15 protein-coding genes are annotated in these 22,110 nt (G+C 62.4%); 4 read left to right on the top strand and 11 right to left on the bottom strand.

The genetic code is table 11. From position 1 onward, the window contains the following. Nucleotides 1-41 precede the first annotated feature (41 nt). Nucleotides 42-932, top strand: a complete 891-nt coding sequence (locus ACLIKD_RS11495; protein ID WP_428825164.1) for a response regulator — start codon at nt 42-44, stop codon at nt 930-932. Here ACLIKD_RS11495 and ACLIKD_RS11490 read toward each other — a convergent pair. From ACLIKD_RS11490 to ACLIKD_RS11470, 5 genes are all read right to left on the bottom strand, one after another. After that, nucleotides 922-5,319 carry a CBS domain-containing protein gene (locus ACLIKD_RS11490; RefSeq protein ID WP_428825163.1) on the bottom strand — a complete coding sequence of 1,466 codons (4,398 nt, stop codon included), beginning with the start codon at nt 5,317-5,319 and terminating at the stop codon, nt 922-924. The two genes, ACLIKD_RS11495 and ACLIKD_RS11490, sit on opposite strands and share 11 nt — an antisense overlap. Continuing rightward, nucleotides 5,316-8,765 carry a PAS domain S-box protein gene (locus ACLIKD_RS11485; RefSeq protein ID WP_428825162.1) on the bottom strand — a complete coding sequence of 1,150 codons (3,450 nt, stop codon included), beginning with the start codon at nt 8,763-8,765 and terminating at the stop codon, nt 5,316-5,318. Before ACLIKD_RS11485 ends, ACLIKD_RS11490 begins: the two co-directional genes overlap by 4 nt. Nucleotides 8,766-8,804: 39 nt before the next feature. Continuing rightward, nucleotides 8,805-9,890 (bottom strand): response regulator, encoded by a 1,086-nt coding sequence (locus ACLIKD_RS11480; RefSeq protein ID WP_428825161.1) that lies wholly within the window; start codon nt 9,888-9,890, stop codon nt 8,805-8,807. Between the two features lie 91 nt (nt 9,891-9,981). Further along, nucleotides 9,982-10,851, bottom strand: a complete 870-nt coding sequence (gene rsgA / locus ACLIKD_RS11475; RefSeq protein WP_226416279.1) for a ribosome small subunit-dependent GTPase A — start codon at nt 10,849-10,851, stop codon at nt 9,982-9,984. Further along, on the bottom strand, nt 10,851-12,095 hold the full coding sequence (locus ACLIKD_RS11470) for a M48 family metallopeptidase (RefSeq protein ID WP_428825160.1): 1,245 nt from the start codon (nt 12,093-12,095) through the stop codon (nt 10,851-10,853). Before ACLIKD_RS11470 ends, rsgA begins: the two co-directional genes overlap by 1 nt. Before the next feature lie 56 nt (nt 12,096-12,151). Between ACLIKD_RS11470 and orn the strand changes: the two genes are divergently transcribed. Both orn and ACLIKD_RS11460 read left to right on the top strand, forming a co-directional pair. After that, nucleotides 12,152-12,697 (top strand): oligoribonuclease, encoded by a 546-nt coding sequence (gene orn, locus ACLIKD_RS11465; RefSeq protein ID WP_226416277.1) that lies wholly within the window; start codon nt 12,152-12,154, stop codon nt 12,695-12,697. A gap of 31 nt (nt 12,698-12,728) precedes the next feature. Then, on the top strand, nt 12,729-14,015 hold the full coding sequence (locus ACLIKD_RS11460) for an HD-GYP domain-containing protein (protein WP_428825159.1): 1,287 nt from the start codon (nt 12,729-12,731) through the stop codon (nt 14,013-14,015). On the opposite strand, the gene ACLIKD_RS11455 is transcribed toward ACLIKD_RS11460, so the two are convergent. From ACLIKD_RS11455 to ACLIKD_RS11430, 6 genes are all read right to left on the bottom strand, one after another. Continuing rightward, complete coding sequence (locus ACLIKD_RS11455; protein ID WP_428825158.1) at nt 14,005-15,627, bottom strand: ArnT family glycosyltransferase; 1,623 nt, start codon at nt 15,625-15,627, stop codon at nt 14,005-14,007. The genes ACLIKD_RS11460 and ACLIKD_RS11455 overlap by 11 nt on opposite strands. 72 nt (nt 15,628-15,699) lie before the next feature. Further along, on the bottom strand, nt 15,700-15,921 hold the full coding sequence (rpmE, locus tag ACLIKD_RS11450) for a 50S ribosomal protein L31 (protein ID WP_226416274.1): 222 nt from the start codon (nt 15,919-15,921) through the stop codon (nt 15,700-15,702). 97 nt (nt 15,922-16,018) lie between these two features. Further along, the gene (gene rho / locus ACLIKD_RS11445; RefSeq protein WP_226416273.1) at nt 16,019-17,278 is read right to left on the bottom strand and encodes a transcription termination factor Rho; all 1,260 of its coding nucleotides are present in this window, start codon (nt 17,276-17,278) and stop codon (nt 16,019-16,021) included. Nucleotides 17,279-17,441: 163 nt separating this feature from the next. Further along, nucleotides 17,442-17,768 (bottom strand): thioredoxin TrxA, encoded by a 327-nt coding sequence (gene trxA, locus ACLIKD_RS11440; protein WP_226416272.1) that lies wholly within the window; start codon nt 17,766-17,768, stop codon nt 17,442-17,444. Nucleotides 17,769-17,869: 101 nt separating this feature from the next. After that, nucleotides 17,870-18,472 (bottom strand): response regulator transcription factor, encoded by a 603-nt coding sequence (locus tag ACLIKD_RS11435; protein ID WP_226416271.1) that lies wholly within the window; start codon nt 18,470-18,472, stop codon nt 17,870-17,872. Continuing rightward, the gene (locus tag ACLIKD_RS11430) at nt 18,469-20,493 is read right to left on the bottom strand and encodes a PAS domain S-box protein (protein WP_428825157.1); all 2,025 of its coding nucleotides are present in this window, start codon (nt 20,491-20,493) and stop codon (nt 18,469-18,471) included. Before ACLIKD_RS11430 ends, ACLIKD_RS11435 begins: the two co-directional genes overlap by 4 nt. Before the next feature lie 113 nt (nt 20,494-20,606). Here ACLIKD_RS11430 and ACLIKD_RS11425 point away from each other — a divergent pair, with 113 nt between their 5' ends. Further along, a complete protein-coding gene (locus ACLIKD_RS11425) occupies nt 20,607-21,956 on the top strand; it encodes a dicarboxylate/amino acid:cation symporter (RefSeq protein ID WP_226416269.1) in 1,350 nt (449 codons plus the stop codon). The last annotated feature ends 154 nt before the right edge of the window (nt 21,957-22,110 follow it).

Below are 22,110 nucleotides of genomic sequence, written 5' to 3'. Positions count from 1 at the left end.
CGGGTACCGTGCAGGCAGGGGTCAGCCAGGGGGAGGCAGCTTTGGGGAAAATTTGCATACTGGTGGTCGATGATGAACCGGTCGGTCGCGAGATCCTGGCCGAGAATCTGAGCGTCGAGGGATATCAGGTGGTCGAGGCCGATTCCGGGCAGGCGGCGTGGACCCTGATCGATGCGACACCGGATCGCTTTGACGCGATCCTGCTCGATCGCATGATGCCGGACATGGACGGCATCGAAATCCTCCGGCGGGTCAAGATGCGCTCGGACATGATGCATGTGCCGGTGATCATGCAGACCGCCATGACGGCCGATGCCGAGGTCCTCGAGGGGCTGCGTGCCGGGGCCTATTACTACCTGACCAAACCGTTTTCGGCCGATACGCTGCTCGCCATCGTTGCCGCGGCAACGCGCGATTTTCGCGGCCACAAGGAACTCGAAGACGAGGTCAAGCGCCAGGGGCGAACGCTTGGCTGCCTGGCCGAGGCGCGTTTCGTCTATCGGACGCCGGACGAGGCGCGCAGTCTGGCGACCTTGCTGGCCAATGCCGCCCCCGAACCGGGGCGCGTGGTGCTCGGTCTTTCCGAATTGATGCTCAATGCCATCGAGCATGGCAATCTGGCCATCGGTTACCAGCAGAAATCGGCGCTGATCGAAGCCGACCGGCTGCCCGATGAAATAGCCAGTCGTCTGGCGAGGCCGGAGTTCGCCGCGCGGCGGGCCGAAGTCGAGATCCGGCGCAGTGCCGGCGAACTGATTTTCCGTATTCGCGATCAGGGTGCCGGCTTCAACTGGCTGGGTTACCTGGAAATGAGCCCGGAGCGCGCCTTCGACACGCACGGCCGGGGTATCGCCATGTCCAGAATGATCAGTTTCGACCGCCTCGAATACCACGGTTGTGGTAACGAGGTCGAGGCGGCGATCAGCTTGTAACCGGCTGTGGCTGTAGGGCCGTGGCCTCGCGGCTGCGCTCGGCAGACTGTTCGATCAGTTGCAGCGCCGCTTCGAAATCGAAGCTTGCCACCATCCGTTCAAAAACCGGGAAATCGGCGCCAAGCGCGCTGCGCAAGCAGGCCGTCTGGAGGCGAACGAGCTCCTGGCAACTGACGTCGCCTTCATCGAGCAGGCGACGCAATTCGTTGAGCAGCTCGGCGCAAGCTTCCGGGCTGATGCTGGGCGGGCCAGGCGGTGCGGGAGCCGGTAATTCGGCCAGGTGACGACAGAGTTCGGCATAGGCCTGTGCCGTCTCCTCAATCAGCGGTTCGATGACGGCCGGCGACTGGTTTTCCTTGATCGCGCTGTCCAGCGCCGCGGCTGATCGCTGCACCGCCACGGCACCGAGGGTGCCGGCCGCACCTTTCATCGAATGGGCCAGGCGACGGGCTTCCTCGACTTGGCCGGCGGCGAGTTGCTGGCGGATCTGGGCGAAGTCGCCAGCATGGTTGGCGGCGAACTTGGTGAGCAGCCGGCTATAACTGCTCAGTCGCCCGCGGACCGAGAGCAGGCCGAGGCGACTGTCAAGGCCCGGGATGTCGGCCAGTTGGGCACGCAGCACCTGGTCGTCGGGCGCCGCGGCGGCGGCAAGCGGCGCGCCGTCCCGTCGGGATGCGGCGGGCAGCCAGCGGCTCAGGGTGGCGAATAGCAACTCCGGAACGACCGGTTTGGCGACGTGGTCGTTCATCCCGGCCATCAGGCAGCAGTCGCGGTCTTCGGTGAAGACTCCGGCCGACATTGCAAGGATCGGCACGTTGGCCCAGCCGGGCAGGGCGCGAATGCGCCGGGTCGCCTCGAGGCCATCGAGCAGTGGCATTTCAATGTCCATCAGGACCACATCGTAATGCCGGCAGGCGGCTAGGCTGACCGCTTCCTTGCCGTTGTGGGCGACGTCGACGGCCAGCCCGGCGGCGCGCAGCAACTGGTCGGTCGCGCCGTTCTGGTCGTGCGCGTTGTCCTCGGCGAGCAGGATGTGCGTGCCGGCCGGGAAGCGGCTAGCCGGCGCCAAGCCGCTCTCGCCGGATGGCATCTGGCTGCTGTAGCGGGCCGGGGCGAGGCGGGCGGTGAACCAGAAGGTGCTGCCGACGCCGGGCGTGCTTTCGGCATTGATCTCGCCGCCCATCGCCGCGGCCAGCCGGCTGCTGATCGCCAGCCCGAGTCCGGTGCCGCCATAGCGCCGGGTGGTCGAGGTATCGGCTTGCTCGAACGGCGCGAACAGCCGCGAGCCAACCTCTGGCGTCATGCCGATGCCGGTGTCGTGCACCGCAAAGCGGACGAGCAGGCCGTTCTGATCCTGGCGGAGCAGGTGGGCGGCGAGCCGGATGCTGCCCCGGTCGGTGAACTTGACGGCGTTGGCGAGAAAATTGTGCAGGACCTGCTGGATGCGCAATGGATCGCCGCGCAACAGGGCCGGCAGCTGCGGGTCGATCTCGTAGCTGACCGGGAGTCGCTTGGCGTCGGCCCGTTCGGCGATCTGGCCGCAGACGGTGGATAGCACGTGGCCAAGCGCAAAGTCGGTATTTTCGAGGAGCAGCTTGCCGGCCTCGATTTTCGAGAAGTCGAGAATGTCGTTGATGATCGCCAGCAGGTGCTGGGCGGCATTCGCTACCTTGTCCAGCCGTTCGTGCTGCTCGGCTGAAATCTCCGGATCGCGCAGGGCGAGATGGGTCAGACCCATGATGGCGTTCATCGGCGTGCGGATTTCGTGACTCATGTTGGCCAGGAATGCGCTCTTCGAACGGCTGGCCAGTTCGGCATCTTCCTTCGCTTGGCTGAGCTGGACGGTGCGTTCGGCGACGATGCTTTCGAGGTGCAGGCGGTGCCGTTCGAGTTCGGCATCGGTCCGTTTTTTTTCGGTGACGTCCTGAATGGTGCCGAACATCCTGGTTATCTCGCCTTGGTCATTGGTCTGCAACTCGCCGATGCTGTGTACCCAGAGCATCTGGCCGTCGCTGTGGCGGACGACGCGGTATTCGTTGTCGAAGGCCAGTTGCTGGCTGGCGATCTGTTCCTTGAGGTTGGCCGCCATACGCTTTTGGTCTTCGGGATGGATCAGGGCGAGCCAGCTCTTTCCGGTGTGCGGGTAATGCTCGTCGATGCCGAAGATCTCGTCGATCATCGGCGACCCGGTCCACAGAGCGGTCACCGGGTCGTAATCGAAATGCCCGACGCGGGCCAGACGCTGCGCCTGGCGCAGGCTGGTTTCGCTGCGGGCGAGGGCTTGCTGCGAACGCAACATGCTCAGGCCGAGGCCGAGTTCGCCGGCCAGGTTGTCGAGCAATGCCACTTCATCGTCGTCAAAGGCATCCGCTTCGGCCGCGTACAGATTCAGCGCGCCGATCACTTTACCCTGGACACGCAGCGGCAGCGCGGCCGACGACTGGTAGCCAAGGGCGAGCGCCGCACCGCGCCACGGGGCAAAGGCCGGGTCGTGGGTGATATCGCGGGCGATGGCCGGTACGCCGGTGCGAATGGCGCGGCCGGTTGGGCCCTGACCATTCGGGGCATCGGCCCAACTGATGTCGAGCTGCTCGAGATAGCCTTCGCCAAAGCCCGATTCGGCGACCGGTACGATACGCTTTGCCGCATCGTGGATGGCCTCGGCGACCCAGGCCAGGCGGTAGCCCCCGATATCGACGGCAATCATGCAGATTTCAGTCAGCATGGCCGCTTCATCGGTGTGGCGGACCAGGGTCTGGGCAACGCCATTCATCAATTGCAGGGCGCGGTTCTGACTGGCGATCCGCTCGCGGTTGGCCTCGCGCTCGGTGACATTGTGGGCGATGCCGAGTACCCCGAGCAGGCTGCCATCCGCGTGATAAACCGGGGTCTTCGTCGTTTCGTGCTTTTCGACATGGTCGTCGGGAAATTGCAGGCATTCTTCAATCTGGTGCGGGCTGCCCCGTTCGATGCTGGCCAGATCTTCTTGGCGCAGGAAACTGGCGATCTCGGGGGCGAGCAGGTCGCGGTCGGTTTTGCCGATCACCGCGGCCGGCGGGATGCCGAACAGGCGCGCCGCCTGCGCATTGCATTCGAGGTAAACGCCCTGCGGATCCTTCAGCCAGACCATGTCGGGCAGCGTTTGCAAGACCGTGCTCAGCCGGTTGCGCTCGGACTCGATGGCGGCCCGCTCGGCGCGCCGCGCCGAAATGTCGGTGAGAATGCCGGCGGTCAGTGCCGGGCTGCCGTCAAGAGTGCGCTCGATGACGCAGCCGCGATCCTCGACCCACAGCCAATGGCCGGCACTGTGCCGGAGGCGGTATTCGATCAGGTGGCCGACCGCTTGGCCCCTGGTGATGCCGTCGACCATCGCCATGACCGCCGGCGCGTCGTCCGGATGCACGCGGGCCAGCCAGTCGGCCCGGCTGCACGGCGCATCGGCCGAGGTCCAGCCGAGCAGGGCGAGCAGGCTGTCGCTGAGCAGGTGATGGTCGCTGCCATGCTGGTATTCCCAACGGCCGGCGCCAGCCGCGGCGAGCGCCAGTTGCAGGTGGGCTTCCAGGCGCAGGCGGTCACCTTCCTGCTGGGCCTGATGCAGTGCCGCCTCGAATTGATGCTGGGCGAGCTGTTCGAACAGGCGCCGTTGGCTGACGACGCCGAGAATGAAGCCGGCCTCATCGACCACGGCCATGTGCCGTAGATGTTGGTGGCTCATCGCGTCGAGCGCGGCGGTCACCGACTGGTCGAGGCCGATGCCGTGCACCGGCGTGCTCATTGCGACACTAAGCGGAATGTCGTGCGCTTGTTGATGGTCCCTGAGCAGGCGCGGAATGTCGCGTTCGGTGAGGATGCCGAGCGCCTTGCCGTTTTCGGTGACGATCAGGTAGTCGGCGTTGAACTCGAGCATCCGGGCCGTCGCTTCATCGAGTCGGGCGCTTGGTGGCAGATGCGGGATTTCCCGTTCCATGACGCCGGACAGCGTGCGTAGATGGCTGAAAATGACGGTGCCGAGCGCCAGCCGAAAATCGGTTTCACTGACGATGCCGACCGTCGTACCCTCGCCATCGACCACGACAAGATGCCGTATGCCGTGCGTTTCGACGAGTTGCCGGGCGCTGAGCAGATCAAGTTCGGGCGGTGCGGTGATCAGCGGCCGGGTCATCAGGGCGTCGACCGGGGTGGCCGGGGGTAGGCGCGCGTTCATGGCGCGCAGGATGTTGCTTTCGGTGACGATGCCGATGGCTTGCCCGGCGTCGCCGACGAGCAGGCAGGAAATCTGCTGGCTGGCCATCAGCCAGGCGGCTTCCTGGAAGGTGGTGCCGGCGGCGACGGAATGGACGTCGCGGGTCATGATGGCGGAGAGGGCGGTCGTCGGCAGGGCGGTCATGATGGGTCGGGTGGTGTGGCTTCGAGGAGCTTGCGCAAGGCCGCGAGCGTGCTGTGCATGTCACCGGCGAGGGTAGCCAGGAGAGCCGGCAGGGCCGCCTCGTCGGTCGAGTCGCGGAGCGCCTCGTTGAGCGCGATGGCGCTGCGATGAATGCCGGTCAGGCCCATTGTCCCGGCCGCGCCCTTGAGGGCGTGCGCCAGATGCAGTGCGGCATCGCGCCGTCCTTCGTCAAGGGCGCGGACGATGGCCTGGTCATCGTCGGCATGCTGCCTGAGAAAAGTCCGGAGCAGCCGCCGGTAGCTGGCTGAACGGCCCCGCACGGCGCGCAGGCCGGCGTTGCTGTCGAGGCCCGGGATGTCGGCCAGGGCCAGCAGGAATTCCGGTTCCGGGTCGGGCTCAGCCACGGCGGCTGCCGGTGGCGGACTCGGTGGCGCGGCAACCGCCGGTGCATCGGGAAGGGGCAGCCACTTGATCAGCGTGGCATAGAGATTGTAGGGATCGACCGGTTTGGCGACATGGTCGTTCATGCCGGCATCGAGGCAGCGCTGACCATCCTCGCTGAAGGCATTGGCGGTCATCGCCAGAATCGGCAGGGTGCGGCCGTTTTCGCTTTGGCGGATGAGCCGGGTGGCGGCGAGGCCGTCCATGACTGGCATCTGCATATCCATCAGGATCAGGTCGTAGTGTTGTTGGGCGGCCATTTTGACGGCTTGTTCGCCATCCTCGGCGAGGTCGGCCTGCAGCCCGACATAACGCAGCAGGTCGAGGGCGACTTCCTGGTTGATGGTGTTGTCCTCGACCAGCAGAATGCGCGCCTGATGGTAGCGGCTGGCCAGCAGGTGTTCGGCTTCGTCCGGCAACAGCGGCAGGGCTGTATCGGCGCTGGTCGCCGTGCCGCGCCGCAGGCGGGCCGAGAACCAGAATGTGCTGCCCTGGCCGGGCAGGCTGTTCAGGCCGCTGTCACCGCCCATCAGCAGGGCCAGCCGGCGGGCGATGGCCAGGCCGAGGCCGGTGCCGCCAAAGCGCCGGGTCGTCGTGCTGTCCACCTGCTCGAAGGCATCGAAAATGCGTGCCTGCTGCTCGGCCGGAATGCCGATCCCGGTGTCGGTGACGGCAAAGCGGACGAGCAATTCGCCGGCATTTTCGGTAATCAGGGTGACGGTGATCGAGATGCTGCCGCGCTCGGTGAATTTGACCGCGTTGGAGAGATAGTTGAGCAGGATCTGGCCGATGCGCAGCGGGTCGCCGTGCAGCACCGGCGGCAGGGCCGGATCGATTTCGGTGTGGAAGGCGAGGCCGTGCGAGCGCAGGCGGTCGAGAATCAGGATGCTGGTGTTGTCGAGCACCCGGCTAAGCAGGAAATCGGTTGGTTCGAGTTCGAGCTTGCCGGCTTCGATTTTCGAAATGTCGAGAATCTGGTTGATGATCGAGAGCAGGTGGTGCGCAGCATCGGCCACCTTGTGCAGCCGTTCGCGTTGCTCGAGGTCGGCCGTATTGCGTTCGACGAGGTGGTTGAGGCCGATGATGGCATTCATCGGGGTGCGGATTTCGTGACTCATGTTGGCCAGGAAGACGCTTTTCGCACGACTGGCCTGTTCGGCCACTTCCTTGGCGCTGGCCAGTTGGGCGGTGCGTTCGCCGACCACTTCTTCGAGGTGGTGACGATAGCGTTCCAGTTCGATGCTGGCTTTTTTCTGTTCGGTGATGTCCTGCCAGATGGCGCAGACCATGGTGCCACGACTGAGGGTGATGGCGGCAGCGGCGATCCGGGCTATTTGCCGGCTGCCATCCTTGCGTCGGTGATGCTGCTCGAAGACCACTTTGCCGTCCCGGACGATGTCGGCGAGCAGCTGGCGCAGTTCGCTCTCGCTCATGTCCATCTGCAGATCGACTAAGCTGAGGCCGGCGAACTCTTCGCGGCTGTAGCCGAGATTGTTGATCACGGCATCGTTGATCTCGACGAACTGCAGGTTCGTCGGGTCGATCAGGCAGATCCCGTCATTGGCCTGGGCCACGATGCTCTGATAGATCTCGGTGCGCTCGCGCAGCGCTTCTTCCGCCGCCCGTCGTTCGGAAACATCGATGATATAGACGACGATATGCGCTTCGCCATCGACATCGATCTTGGCCGCCGACAGGCTGATCCGCCGCGGCTGGCCATCGCGACCGGTGGCGGTGCTGTCGAAGTCGATGACATAGCCATCACGATGGAAAATGTCGAGCATCCGGGCGCGATCCTCGGCTTTCCACAGGCCGGCTTCAATGGTCGTCTTGCCGATCAGTTCGTTGCGCGTCCAGTGATACTCGTTGAGCAGGCGCTGATTGACGTCGATGATCCGGCCGTCAGCCACCCGGGTAATGCAGGCGGCCACCGGCGCGGCGCGGAAAGCCACGGCGACCCGTTCCTGGAGCTGGAATATGGCTTCTTCCGCCAGCTTGCGTTCGGAAACGTCGAGAATGAAGGCGAGCACATAGGGCTGGTCGCTCAGGCTGATGATTTCGGCCGAAATGCTGACATGGATCGGGTTGCCATTGCGCTGATGCCAGACGGTTTGGAAATCGCGCAGCCGACCGCTTTCCTTGAGCTGGGTTTTCCAGTCATGGCGGGAGGCGGTGGACGACCAGAGATTGAAATCGAGCGCGCTGTGTCCGAGCAGTTCTTCTTTCGACCAGCCGAGCATCTCGGCATAGCGCGTGTTCACGTCGAGGAAAATGCCGTCGTCTACGGTGGTCAGCGAAATGGACGCCGGGCTGGCGTTGAATGCGACCCGGAAACGTTCCTGCAGGTCATGCATCTTGGTGATGTCACGGCCAATGCCAAGCACGCCGATCAGCTGCCCGGTACTGTCGTACATCGGGGCCTTGGTCGTCAGCACCCGTTCGCGATGGCCATCGTTGGCGAAAGTCAGCCACTCCTCGTTGCTGCGCGGGCCATTGGCGAGCAGTGCGGCACGGTCATTTTCGCGAAAAAACTCGGCCAGTTCGCGGTCGACAAAATCGTAATCGGTTTGCCCGCGCAGGTTTTGCTCGGTGGCTCCGTAAAGGTCCTCGAAGCGTTTGTTGCAGCGCAGGTAAACTCCGTTCGGATCCTTCAGCCAGATCAGATCGGGTATGGCATCGAGCAGCGAGCGCAACTGGAGGCGTTCCTTGGCCAGTTGATTGACGGCCTGATCGGCCGCCGCCCAGGCTTTACGCTCGGCTAACTGGCGTTGTTCGATCTTGCGGATCAGGCGGCGGAGCAGGAGGCCGAGGAGGACCGCGGTGACCGCAACGAAGACCCACCCCTTGACGATGCTGGCCATGCTCTGGGCCAGCTGCTCCGGGAAGAGGTAGGCGATCAGCGGTTCCGAAATCAGTATCCACAGCGATGCCAGCACGGCATAGGGAACAACCACCAGCATGATGCCCTGCGCCAGGTTCCTGTGCACTGAATCGGTCTTTTTCAAGCTCGAGCGCCTTCCTCGCGGTTGCCGGTCGGCCACCGCCTACTCGGCATAGGTCGCGGCAATACGGCGGAAGGTTTCGTATTCGGCGACGAAGCAGTCGACGATATCCGGGTCGAAATGCCTGCCGCTGCCCTCGACAATGATCTGGCGGGCATTCTCGAAGGTGAAGGCGGGTTTGTAGACGCGCTTGCAGATCAGGGCGTCGAACACATCGGCGAGTGCCATCAAGCGGGCGGAGATTGGGATCAGATCGCCGGCCAGGCCGGCCGGGTAGCCGCTGCCATCCCATTTTTCGTGATGATAATGGGCGATTTCCTTGGCCAATCGGAGAAACTCCACCGGCTTCTCGGCATCCGCTTCGGCCTGGGCGATCGCCTTGCTGCCGAGCTCGGCATGGGTTTTCATGATCACCCATTCCTCGGCGGTCAGTTTGTCCGGCTTGAGCAGGATGTGGTCGGGAATGCCGACTTTGCCAATATCGTGCAGGGGGGCCGATTTGGCCAAGGCGTCGACGGTCCGGTCGTCGAGGAAAGCGGAAAAACGGGGGTGGCGTTTCAGCGCGACAGCCAGCGTCCGAACGTATTCCTGGGTGCGCCGGAGATGGTTGCCGGTTTCCGGGTCGCGGGTTTCGGCCAGGCGGGCCAGGGCGTGAATGCTGACCTGCTGGATCAGCTGGTTTTCCGACATCCGGCGTGCGACTTCGGCTTCGAGATAATTGTTCTGGTCGCTGAGAATGTCGCGCGCCCGTTTCAGTTCGAGCTGCGTGCGGATGCGGGCCTGGACGATGGCCGGCCGGATCGGCTTGGTGATGTAATCGACGGCGCCGCAGTCCAGGCCGTGTTCCTCATCTTCCGTGCCGTCCATGGCAGTGACGAAAATGACCGGAATATGGCGCGTCGCCGGGTCGGCGCGCAGTTCAGCGAGCACATCGTAGCCGTCCATTTCCGGCATCATCACGTCGAGCAGGATGAGATCCGGGGTCGGGGTGCTGCGCACGATCTGCAGGGCGCGCCGGCCGGAATTGGCAGCGCGGACGCGATAACTGCGTTGCAGGAGCTCGCCGAGCACGCTGAGATTTTCCGGTGTGTCATCGACGATCAGGATCGTCGCTTGATTGTCTGCCATTTTGCCTCCTGTAACACCGTCTGGGCGATGCTGTCCGGATTATCGCCGGGTGCCGGGAATATTGCTACCCGTGCCGCCCGGCCGTTCACATTCAGGCGGTGCCGCGTTGCGTGCCGATGATCCGGTGATAAACAGCGAAGCGCTTTTCGTCGATTTCCCCGGCCTTGACCGCCGCCGTCAGCGCACAGTCCGGTTCGCGGTTGTGATGGCAGTCGCGGAAGCGGCATTGGCCAAGCCAGGGGCGAAATTCGCGGAAGGCGTATTCGATTTCCTGGCGATCGAGATGGCCTAGGCCGAACTCCTGCAGGCCGGGCGAGTCGATCAACTGACTCTCGGCGTCGAGATGGTAGAGCGTGGCGTGGGTTGTCGTGTGCTTGCCGGAGTCGAGCGCCTGCGATATTTCGCGCGTCGCGGCATTGGCTTCCGGGACCAGCGCATTGACCAGCGTCGATTTACCCATGCCGGATTGGCCGACCAGCACGCTGGTTACGCCGGACAGTTCCGGCCGCAGGTCTTCGGCATGTTTGAGGGCGGAGAGTTCGACGATGCGGTAGCCAAGCTTGCTGAACATGGTCAGGCGCTCGCGGGCCGCCGCTACCTTGTCGGTCAGATCACATTTATTGAGGACGATCAGCGCCTCGATTTCTTCGCTTTCCGCGGCCAGCAGGGCGCGGGTGATCAGATCGTCGGAAAAGGCCGGCTCGGTGGCGACGACGATCACCAATTGGTCGACATTGGCGGCAATCAGCTTCTGCTTGTACTCGTTCGAGCGGTAAAGCAGGCTGGTGCGCGGCTGAATGGCCTCGATGACGCCTTGGTCGCTGGAAGTCCGTTCGATATCGACGCGGTCGCCGCAGGCGACATCGCTCTTCTTGCCACGCGGGAAGCAGGGCAGCAAGCTGCCGTCGGCCAGTTCGACGACATACTGCCGGCCGTGAGCGGCAATGACCCGGCCTTCCATCAGCGGGTCGCCATTTGCAGCCGGGCGATGCGCTGCGCCGCCGGCGGGTGGGAATCGTAAAACAGCGAATGCAGCGGATCGGGAGTCAGCGTCGAGGCGTTGTCCTGATAGAGCTTGACCAGGGCACGGGTCAGTTCGCTGGCATCGGCGTGTTCGGCCGCGTAGGCATCGGCCTCGAATTCGTGGCGGCGCGAAAAATAGCTGTTGAGCGGGCTGAGCGGGAAGGTGAAGACCGGGATGACCAGGAAAAACAGGATCAGTCCGAGCGCGGTGTTCTCGGCCGGCACCCCGAGTCCGTTGTAGAACCACGCGGCATTGATCAGTTGGCCAAGCAGCCAGAGCAGGCCGAGCGAGGCGGCAAACATGAAAATGATGCGCTTGACGATGTGCTTCTTGCGAAAATGGCCGAGTTCATGGGCCAGCACGGCTTCGACTTCGCTCGGCGTGAGGCGAGCGAGCAGCGTGTCGAAAAAGACGATGCGCTTGTTGTTGCCGAAGCCGGTGAAGTAGGCGTTGCCGTGGCTTGAGCGTTTCGAGCCGTCCATCACGAAGAGGCCGGAGGAGCGGAAGCCGCAGCGCACCAGCAGGGCTTCGATGCGGGTTTTCATCTCGCCGTCGGCGAGCGGAGAGAACTTGTTGAACAGCGGCGCGATCCAGGTCGGATAAATGAACAGGATGAGCAGGTTGAAGAGACACCAGAATAACCAGACATAGAGCCACCAGAACGTCCCCATGGCGCCCATCAGCCAGAGCACGGCGAGAATGACCGGGGCGCCGATGGCAATGCCGAGCAGGGTTTGCTTGACGAGATCGGCGAAGAACAGGCCGAGGGTCATCCGGTTGAAGCCGTGCCGAGCTTCGATGACGAACTGGCGATAGAGCGAGAGCGGCAGATCGATCAGGCCGGAGATCGCCAGCAGGCTGAAAATCATCGCCAGGCCGTAGGGCAACTCACCGAGGCGGCCCGACCAGAAGTCGTGCAGCCAGGCGAGACCGCCGCCGAGGGTCAGGGCGAGGAGCAGGCCGGCATCGATCAACGTCGAAAAAATGGCCATCCGGCTACGGTCGACGGTGTAATCGGCGGCTTTTTGATGCGCTGGCAGGCTGATGCGCTCGGCGAAATCGGCTGGTACGGCCGCCCGGTGGGCGGCGACGAAGCGGATGTGACGCAGTGTCAGCCACAGGCGGGCGGTCAGCGTCAGGACGAAGATGAAGAGAAACAGGAGGGTGAAGTCGGGGGTCACGAAGGTCGATGCAAAGCTGTGAGAAAATTCGGTTTTTTACGGAATCGGGCAATTATATGGCAGGCAACGCAAACAACCTCGTCTGGCTGGATATGGAAATGACCGGTTTGAACCCGGATGGCGACCGCATTATCGAAATGGCCATGGTAGTGACCAATTCGGAGCTTGAGTTGGTTGCCGAATCGCCAGCCTGGGTCGTCCATCAGTCGGACGAAGTGCTGGCCGGCATGGACGAGTGGAACCAGAAAACCCACGGCCGTTCGGGGCTGATCGACAAGGTCAAGGCTTCGCTGCTCAGCGAGGCGGAAGTCGAGGTCGCCGCGCTCGAGTTCCTGAAGAAATATTCGTCGACCGGCCACTCGCCGATGTGCGGCAATTCGATCGGCCAGGACCGCCGCTTCATGGCGCGCTACATGCCGACGCTGGAAACTTTCTTCCACTACCGGAATCTCGATGTCAGTACGCTGAAGGAGTTGTGCAAGCGCTGGCAGCCGGAAATCTACAAGGGTTTCAAGAAAAAGGGCCGGCATACGGCGCTCGCCGATATCTACGAATCGATCGACGAACTCAAGTATTACCGCGAACATTTCCTGAAGGGCTGAGTCAGATTGAAAGCAGCGCTCCGAGTGTCAGATGGAAAATCGTCCTAGCCATAGCGGTGCCAAGGGACCGGCGAAGATGCATGTCGATCTGCGCCAGGTGATCTACGCCTTGTCCGATGCGCTTGACCTGGTCGGCGTCGACGACGTCGCCCACGGCAAGCGGGTCGGCATCATGGCGGCGGCAACCGGTCATCAGCTCGGCTTGTCCCGCAAGCAAAGCACGGCGCTGTTCGATCTCGGCATGCTGCACGACATCGGCGTCTCGTCGACCCAGGTGCATCATCATCTGGTCGCCGAGTTCGACTGGGAGTCGTCGCAGGGGCATTGCGATGTCGGCTATCTGCTGTTGCGCGATTTTGCGCCGCTCGCCGCGCTAGCCGAGCCCATCCTCTACCACCACACGCGCTGGGACCGTCTGATCCGGACGCCGCCGGTGAGCCTCGAAGTCGCCGAGCAGGCCAATCTGATCTACCTGGTCGACCGGGTAGATGCATTGGCGGCACCGTTCTATGCCGAAGGCGTGCTGATGCATGTGCCGGGCATTCGCGACAAGATCGCCGCCTGTTCCGGAACTTATTTTTCGCCGCAACTGGTTGAGGCCTTTCTCGCCGCCTCGTCGTCCGAAGCCTTCTGGCTGCAACTCGAGCCGCGCGGCATCCAGTCGGCCTTGCAGGTGATGCTCGAGCGCGGTGTCAGCAGCGGGGCGTCAACCAGTGACCTGAAGCAGTTGGCGCTGATTTTTTCCCGCATTGTCGATGCCAAAAGCCCGTTTACCGCCGAGCATTCGCTCGGTGTGGCGCGTCTTGCCCGCTTCATCGCCGAACGCCTGGGGGTTGGGCCGGAGCATTGCGACAAGCTGGAAATCGCCGGGTTGCTGCACGATCTCGGCAAACTGCGCGTGCCGGATGAAATCCTCGACAAGGCAGGGCCGCTCGACGAGCGCGAGCGGACGGTGATGAATGCCCACAGCTTCGAGACCTTCCAGATTCTTCGTCACATCCATGGTTTCGAGGAAATTACCCGGTGGGCGGCCTATCACCACGAAGAGCCGGGCGGTGGCGGTTATCCGTTCCATATCGATGCCGGGGATCTGCCGATCGAGGCACGCATTCTGCGGGTTGCCGACATTTTTCAGGCGATGGTCCAAAACCGGCCTTACCGGGCGGGAATGGCCGCCCCTGTCGCGCTGGATTTCATGAATCGACTGGTCGCCGCCGGGCGACTCGAGCCGGCGATCGTCCGCATCATTGCCGGCGATATTGATTTGGCGATGGCGGCGGCCTGCCCAGCCGCCGATAGTGCGGTGCTCAGCGCCTGAACAGGCGGAATTTTTCCTTGCGCTCGCCGGGGCGGTTGCCTTCCCAGACTTTGCGCCAGTTGCCGCCCGGCGCCGCCAGTTCCTGATTCGTATCGCCCCCCACCAGTAGCCAGTCGCAGGCCTTGCCGGCAACGCTTCCGATGGTGGCCGGTTCGATTTCGACAAAATAGGACAGCGAGGCGCGCTGGGTGTCGCTCAGCCCGCGTTCGGCCAGGCAGCGATGCCCCTCCGGCAGTTCCCGGGCGATGGCCAGGGCGACCGGACGGTAGCTCTTGCCGTAGTCGAACCAGGGCAGAATCAGTGTGGTGGCGAGCAGCCACAGCGTGGTAAAGCCGAGTGCCCAGTGCGTCAGGCTGCGATAGGGCGAGCGCGGGGCGGTGACGATCAGCCAGATCCACCAGGCTGTCGCGACAAGTCCGATCACGAAGTCGGAAAAGTCGAATTGACCGACAAAGCCAGGGCGCAGTATCACGACACGTTTGGCCAGTTTTTCCGGCCAGCCAAGCGCCATCGCCGACCAGGCGAGCCAGATCAGCCCGGCAAACAGGCTGAAGGTCATCATGGCGAACCAGTCGAAGGCATTCGCGGCGCCGCGCCGCAACGACAGTGCCCCGGGCGTGGCGAGCAGGGCCAGGGCGGGCAGCATCAACAGGGCGGGAGTTTCGCGGGGGCGGAAGGCGAGGGCCAGCATCAGCAGGGTCAGCAGCAAAAATGCCAGCGGCAACAATTGGGCCGGTGCGCCGAGATCCTTGCGGCGCGTCCACAGCGTCCAGCCGGCCAGGGGCAGGGCGGGAAAGGCGAACCACGGCAGCATCGAGAGGAAACGACCGGCGCCGGAGAAGGAAAAGGCGGTTTTCAGCGGCGCCAGTTCGGTAGCCAGCCAGCCGTGCAAGCGGGCCGGCTCGAGATTGAGCAGGAGCAGCGGCCAGGGCAGAATGAGCAAGGCCGCAATGCCGAGGCCGATGGCCAGGGTGTGCAAGGCTTTCGGCCGATCCGGCGACAGCCACCAGGCGAGCGGGGCAATGGCAAGTAGCGGCAGGGTTGGCGCAATGCCGGTGCCGAGCAGGCAGCCGGCGACCGCCACGCCATAGTAAATACCGGTCAGGCGGGGGCGGCGCCCGATGGTTGCCAGCGCACCGAGTGCGCCGGCATAGGCGGCCAGCGCAATCAACATCGGCTGGGCATCGTGGGCATGGAAGAGCAGGCCGGCGCAGCCGGCGAGCAGCAAGGGGCTGGCCGCCGCACTTTCCTGGCCGTACAGTTCGCGACCGGCGTAATACAGGCCGATCAGGGCCAGTGTCAGCCACAGGCCGCTGGCCAGTCGCATGGCTTCGTGCATCGGCAGCAGCCAGCCGAAGAGATGGCCGGTGAGCGCGGCGCTCCAGTAATACAACGGCGGTTCGTGGAACGGCCGGCCGGCCAGGTCGGGCGACAACCAGTCGCCGTAGTGAAACATCTGCCAGGCGGCGCCGATATGGATGGCGTCTTCGCCTTTCCATGGGTCGCGCCCGAACAGGCCGGCCAACACGTAGAAGGCGAGAATGGCGGCGAGTACCCAGCCGGCCGGAGGCAGGCGGATGCCGCGACGGATCAGGGCGAGAAAATCAGGCATGCAATGAGCGGTGATGAACGGAAATAAAAAAGGCAGCCTGGAGGCTGCCTTTCGTACCGTAATTCAGAGCAATCAGGCAGCGGACTTGCCGCGCATGGCGCCGAACTTCTGGTTGAATTTTTCAACGCGACCGGCGGTATCGACGATCTTCTGCTTGCCGGTGTAGAACGGGTGGCACAGGGAGCAGACTTCAACATGAAGGGCTTTCTTCATGGTCGATTTGGTCGTGAAGGTGCTGCCGCAGGAGCAGGTTACCTGGATTTCGTTGTACTCGGGATGGATATCGGCTTTCACTTTGTGTCCTTTCGTTACGCGACCGGCGGATGTGGCCGACCTGGAAAACGCATGATTATCCTCGAATAATCACGCGCTTGCAATACGTTTTACTGGCTTAGCCGCGGCGCATGGCGTCAAAAAACTCGGCATTGCCTTTGGTCGACTTGACCTTGTCGAGCAGAAACTCCATTGCGGCCAGGTCGTCCATCGGGTAGCAGAGCTTGCGCAGCACCCACATCTTTTGCAGGACGTCGGGCTTGAGCAGCAGTTCTTCGCGGCGGGTGCCGGAGCGGTTGACGTTGATTGCCGGGTACATCCGCTTCTCGGCCATGCGGCGGTCGAGGTGGATTTCCGAGTTGCCGGTACCCTTGAACTCTTCGTAGATCACTTCGTCCATCCGCGAGCCGGTGTCGATCAATGCCGTGGCGAGAATGGTCAGCGAACCGCCTTCCTCGATGTTGCGGGCGGCACCGAAGAAACGTTTCGGCTTCTGCAGGGCGTTGGCGTCGACGCCACCGGTCAGTACCTTGCCGGAGGCCGGCTGCACGGTGTTGTAGGCACGGGCCAGGCGGGTGATCGAGTCGAGCAGGATGACCACATCCTTCTTGTGTTCGACCAGGCGCTTGGCCTTCTCGATGACCATTTCGGCGACCGCGACATGGCGGCTGGCCGGCTCGTCGAAGGTTGAGGCCACCACCTCGCCCTTGACGGTACGGGTCATTTCGGTGACTTCTTCCGGGCGCTCGTCGATTAGCAGCACGATCAGCACGACATCCGGGTGGTTGGCCGTGATGGCATGGGCGATGTTCTGCAGCATTACCGTCTTGCCGGACTTCGGCGGCGAGACGATCAGGCCGCGCTGGCCGCAACCGACCGGCGCAATCATGTCGATGACCCGGCTGGTGATGTTCTCATCCGACTTGATGTCGCGCTCCAGACGCAGCATGCGCGTCGGGTGCAGCGGCGTCAGGTTCTCGAACATGATCTTGTTCTTGTTCGCTTCCGGCGGGAAACCGTTGATCGATTCCAGCTTGGTCAGCGCGACATAGCGTTCGCCGTCCTTCGGCGTACGGATTTCACCTTCGATGGTGTCGCCGGTGCGCAGATTGAAGCGGCGGACCTGCGACGGGGAGACATAAATGTCGTCCGTATTGGCGAGGTAGGAGGTGTCCGATGAACGGAGGAAGCCGAAGCCGTCCTGCAGCACCTCGAGGGTGCCGTCGCCGTAGATGGTCGTGCCGTTCTTGGCGATGGCCTTCAGGATGGCGTAAATCAGCTCCTGCTTGCGCATGCGGTTGGCGTTCTCGATAGCCAGTTCGGTGGCCATATCGAGCAATTTGCTGACGTGTAGTGTCTTGAGTTCGGAAAGTTGCATGTAGTCGGAGTGTGTGGCGCCTAAGAGAGGGCCGGGCGTCAGCCCGAGAGCCGGGGCGCGATAGCTTGATTGCTTTTCAGGTGGGGAAGGACGCCGGGGCGCGGAGCCTGTTGCGTCTGCCTGAAGATGCAGGACGCACCTTCAGGCCGGGAGACTACGGAGATTACAGGTTGCTGTCAATAAAAGCGGCAAGTTGCGATTTCGAGAGGGCACCGACCTTGGTCGCTTCGACATTGCCGTTCTTGAAAATCATCAGGGTCGGGATGCCGCGAATGCCGAATTTGGCCGGTGTCGCCTGATTGTCGTCGATGTTGACCTTGGCGACTTTCAGTTTGCCGCTGTATTCGGTGGCGATTTCGTCGAGGATCGGAGCGATCATCTTGCAGGGGCCGCACCACTCCGCCCAGTAGTCGACGAGCACGGGCTGCTGCGATTGCAGCACTTCGGCTTCGAATGTGTCGTCGGTGACGTAATGGATATGCTCGCTCATGGTTGCCTCGTGGGAATGGGTGTTACGAATGGGGGGATTTGCCGCAAGGGCGGGTGCAGTTTTGTCGTGATGCTAGCGAAAAAAAATGGCTTAGGGAAGCATCAGCGTCCAGGTTTTAATAAATTCGCCAGCTCCACTGCAGTTTTTATCTGCATCTTGTCGAACAGGTTGGCGCGATGTACCTCGACGGTGCGCATGCTGATATTCAGTTCATCGGCAATCACCTTGTTGAACTTGCCGGCGAGCACCAGTTCCATGATTTGTCGTTCGCGGGTGGTCAGGCTGGATAGCCGGCTATTGACCGAGTCGACCGTGGCGTTTTCGGCGCGCTGACGGGTGTCGAGTTCCATTGCCTCGGCAATCCGCGTCGCCAGCTCGTTATCGTTGAGCGGCTTTTCGAAGAAATCGAAAGCGCCTTTCTTGAGGGTGCCGACGGCCAGCGGCACATCGCCGTGACCGGTCAGGAAGATCACTGGCAGGATCGAGCCACGTTCGCGCAGCTGATCGAAGCAATCCAGTCCGCTCATCCCCGACATCCGCATGTCGAGCACGACGCAGCCGCTCATCGCCGGGCTCCAGGCGGCAAGGAAACATTCGGCCGAGGCGTAGGTGGCGCAGGGCAGGCCGCGCGACTTGAGGAGCCAGGCGAGGGCGTCGCGGATGGCATCGTCGTCGTCGACCAGGTGGGCTTGTGGCGCGCTCATGCGGCTTCCAATGGCAGGGTGAAGGCGAATATCGTACCGCTTCCCGTTGGTGAATGGGTATTGTCCTCGGCCCACAGGCGACCGCGGTGGAATTCGATGATCGAGCGGCAGATCGACAGGCCGACGCCCATCCCTTCCGGCTTGGTGGTGAAAAAGGCGGTGAATAGTTTGTCGCGGATTTCCGGAGCAATGCCGCAGCCCTGGTCGCTGACACTGATGCGCAGCTCGCTGTCGGTGGTTTCGGTGGCGATATGCAGCACCCGGTCGGCTTCCGGCGTTGCGGCCATCGCTTCCATGCCGTTGCGGATGAGATTGAGCAGAACCTGCTCGAGCATCAGGCGATCGGCCGGAATTGGCGGCAGCCCGGGAATCGTGCATTCGATGCGGATACGCCGCTTGCGGGCATCGGGCTCGACGAAGCCGAGGCAGTCTTCGATCACTTCGCCAAGGGCGCATGGCGCGCGCTTGGGTTCGCTCTTGCGCACGAAATCATGGACGCGGCGGATGATCTTGCCGGCCCGTTGGGCCTGGACGCCGATTTTCTCGAGGGCCGGGCGAATCTCCCGGACGTCGCAGGCCGGCCGGTCGAGCAGGTTCAGGCAGCCGGTGTTGTAGCTGGCAATCGCCGCCAGCGGCTGGTTCAGCTCATGGGCCAAGGTTGAGGCCATTTCGCCCATGGTGACCAGGCGCGAGGTGAATTGCAGTTGCTCGTGCTGCATCCGGGCAAACTCCTCGGCCCGGTTGCGCTCGGTCACATCGAGGATCGATGCCATCCAGCCGGTGTGCTGGCCTTTGCCGTCGATCAGCTTGGCTTCATAGACCAGAGCATCGAAACGCTCGCCATTCTTGCGCATGAAGGTGATTTCAAAGCCATCGGGCGGCGCATTGCCGGCCATCACCCGCTGATGTTGGGCAAAGGTTTCTTCTATCTGCTCCGGTACCCAGTAGGGCATCGGCGGCGTCGTGCCGACAATCTCTTCACGGGAGAAACCGGTGATCTTGCAGAAGGCCGGATTGACGTAAATGACCTTGCCGTTCAGGTCGCGGGCGCGCATGCCGACCGTCAGCGAATCCTCCATCGCGGTCCGGAAGGCGTGTTCGGCGCTCAGTGCCTCTTCGGCCTGCGAGCGTTTTTTCATCAGGTCGCGAACGATCCACAGGCTCCAGAAAACGCCGGCGGCGAGGGCGAATATCGCCAGGGTGAGCCCGCGCTGGAGAGAGTTGTCGGCGTTCTGATAGTTGCTGATCCGCAGCTTCATGCCAAAGCCCGGCGGGTCGAACGGGATTTCGTAGCTCTGGCTACCCTTGTTGTCGATATTGGTCTTGGTTGCGTACTGGATGTCGTTGTCGTCGATGATCTCGACCTTGTATTTCTCGGTAAACCACCAGGGCACCAGGTTGCCGAGCAGGGCGTCGAGCGGATAAACGACGACCAGCATGCCCTTGAGTTGGCCTTCGTCGAAAATCGGATTCATCAATTCGACAACGGCGCGGTTGCCCTCGAGGAAAAAAGGCTCGCTGTAGTAGCGTTTGCCGAGCCGGCTGGCCAGCTCGAAGGCTTTGGCGGCAACCGGCGGGCCGAAGGCGGCGATTTCCTGATCGGGCAGGGTAGTGGTCGGCAAGGCGTCGATCACGCTGCCTTGGGCATCGAACCACAGCAGTTGCGATATTTCCGGATTGTTTTTCAGTTGATGGCCGGCGCGCAGGCGAAAAAGCTTTTTCGCCTCGGTCTGGCCGGTCAGATCGGCCGCCAGTTGTTGTAGTTGTTCCTCGTTGCTGTTCAGGTGGAAGCGCAGGCTTTGTTCCAGCCAGAGCACATCCTTGATCAGCGCCGCCCGTTCTTCTTCCATCTCGTTGCGATGGAGCAGCCAGAGCAGGGAGAGGATGGCCGCCAGCAGTAGAACGATGCCCAGCTTGGGCAGGGCGAGCAGCCAGCGCAGGCGGCGGGCACTGCTTGGCGGGGTGGGGGCGATGTTGCGCATGGCGGAAATGGTACACCACGTTTTTTGCCGACCGGCCATTGCGGCTTTCCACAATTCGGATAACCACAATGGTGCGCGAGCAGAGCAGTCACGATACTGCCGCCTGTTTTTTGAACCTTTCCGAATGTAGCTGTTACTGGAGTATGTCGTTCATGGCCAAGCGAGCAGTATTCAAGAGTCTTTATTTTCAGGTAATCGTCGCCATCGTCATCGGTGTCGCCCTTGGCCATTTCTACCCTGAATCCGGGGCCGCGATGAAGCCGCTGGGCGATGGCTTCATCAAGCTGATCAAGATGATCATCGCGCCGATCATCTTCTGCACCATCGTCGTCGGCATCGCCGGCATGGAGGACATGAAGAAGGTCGGCAAGACCGGCGGGCTGGCGGTGCTTTATTTCGAAGTGGTCAGTTCGGTGGCGCTACTGATCGGTCTGATCGTCGTCAATGTCTGGGCGCCGGGGGTCGGCATGAACGTCGATCCGGCAACGCTCGATACCAAGGGCATCGCCAAATACGCCGAGCCGGGCAAGATGCAGTCGACCGTCGATTTCCTGATGAACATCATCCCGACCAGCGTGGTCGATGCCTTTGCCAAGGGTGACATGCTGCAGGTGCTTTTCTTCTCGATCCTCTTCGGCTATGCGATGCATGCCTTCGGCGAGCGCGGCAAGCCGGTATTCGATCTGATTGAAAAGCTGTCGCATGTGCTGTTCGGCATCGTCGGCGTGATCATGAAAGTCGCCCCGATCGGTGCTTTCGGTGCAATGGCCTACACCATCGGCAAGCACGGCGTCGGCAGCCTGACCCAGTTGGCCAGCCTGATGGGCGCCTTTTATCTGACCTGTTTGATCTTCATTTTCGGCGTTCTCGGAAGCATTGCCGCCTTTCACGGCTTTTCCATCTGGAAGTTGATCAAGTACATCAAGGAAGAGCTTTTCCTGGTTCTCGGCACTTCGTCGTCGGAATCGGCCTTGCCGCGCCTGATGGCCAAGATGGAAAACGCCGGCGCCCAGAAATCGGTGGTTGGTCTGGTCGTGCCGACCGGCTACTCCTTCAATCTCGATGGCACTTCCATTTACCTGACGATGGCTGCGGTCTTCATCGCCCAGGCAACCAATACGCCGATGGATCTTTCGCAGCAGGTCACTCTGCTGGTCATTTTGTTGCTCACCTCGAAAGGCGCGGCGGGCGTCACCGGTAGTGGCTTTATTGTTCTCGCCGCCACCTTGTCGGCTGTCGGCACCGTGCCGGTCGCCGGTCTGGCGCTGATTCTCGGTATCGATCGCTTCATGTCGGAAGCGCGGGCGCTGACTAATTTCATCGGCAACAGCGTTGCCACGCTGGTTGTCGCCAAGTGGTGCAATGCGCTGGATACCGAGCGGATGACCGCGGTCCTCAATAACGAAACGCCGGATGAGGCGGATTTCCCGGAACTGGTGCTCGACGATGCGCCGGATATCGAGATTCCGCATAGCCCTAGACCGATTGTCGAGCATCACTGATCGACCTTGGTCATGTTAAAAAGGAAACCGCCGGCCCGTCCGGCGGTTTTTTTTTGGCGGGTTCGATTGTGGATATCCACAATACGCAGCGGTTACGCCTTTCGTAATAATTTCACTCAGTCGCAACTCAAGAATTGTGCGACCTAACCTTTGG

Source organism: Azonexus sp. IMCC34842, assembly GCF_050368855.1.
Lineage (GTDB): Bacteria > Pseudomonadota > Gammaproteobacteria > Burkholderiales > Rhodocyclaceae > Azonexus > Azonexus denitrificans_A.
Note: the sequence above shows the minus strand (reverse complement) of the source record. Positions and strands in the feature narration are given on the sequence as shown.